Annotated in this window: 1 protein-coding gene; it reads left to right on the top strand. The window is 48.2% G+C overall.

Annotation, left to right across the window (positions count from 1 at the left end; genetic code table 11):
• Positions 1-38 precede the first annotated feature (38 nt).
• Positions 39-888: calcium-binding protein (locus J7438_RS28745; RefSeq protein WP_286196957.1), on the top strand; the 850-nt coding region annotated here is incomplete at its 3' end.

The raw sequence follows: 888 nt of genomic DNA, 5'->3' as shown, positions 1-888 counted from the left end.
GTATTACCTTTAATCAGGTAGCCTCTGGGCTATCCAAAATGGGTGATGACCTGATTCTAAAGGTTAATGGTGGCCCGGATCAGATCACCCTCAAGAAATTCTTCCTGGGCGGTGAACATCTGATTGACAGCTTCACTTTTGAAACTGGTGGACAGATCACGGCAGCCCAGATTTTTGGTGCCTTTGGTCTAGCCATTCCAGCCCCTTCTGAAAGCAATTCTAATGAGGTTGATGGCACAACCGGTGATGACGCATCGTTAACTGGTACAACCGAGGTTGATCACATCCGTGGATTTAACGGTGATGATCAGTTATCTGGGGATGGCGGTGATGATCTTCTGGAGGGTGGAAATGGTCACGATATCCTGAATGGACAGGCTGGTAATGATACTTTGAAAGGTGGACGTGGTAACGATACCTATGTATTTACAGCTGGAGATGGTCAGGACGTTATCGACAATGCTGGCGGTGGTAATGATACGCTGTTGTTTGAAGGTATTAGCTTTAATCAGGTAGCTTCAGGCCTCAGCCGTTATGGTACTGACCTGATTCTCAATATTCAGGGTGGGACTGATACGGTTACGCTGAAAGACTGGTTCCTGGGTGGTGATAACGTAGTGGATACCATTCGATTTTCCAGTGGAGGCCAGATTACCGCAGATCAGATTTTTAGTGCTTTTGGTGGCAGTAACCCTGATACCAATGGTTCACCGGACTACCAGAACGTGCCGGACGAACGGGGTTATGCCACGGTTCTGAACGGCCAGGCTGGTGATCAGATCATTCTTGGCTCTTCCGATGCCGAAATGCTGGATGGTGGAGCCGGCGATGATCATCTTCATGGCAACGTTGGCAATGACTATCTGATGGGTGGTGATGGAAATGATA

Source organism: Thalassotalea sp. G20_0 (assembly GCF_017744175.1).
Lineage (GTDB): Bacteria > Pseudomonadota > Gammaproteobacteria > Pseudomonadales > Endozoicomonadaceae > Endozoicomonas.
The sequence above is the reverse complement of the archived record's forward strand: the minus strand, read 5'-3'. Positions and strand labels throughout refer to the sequence as shown.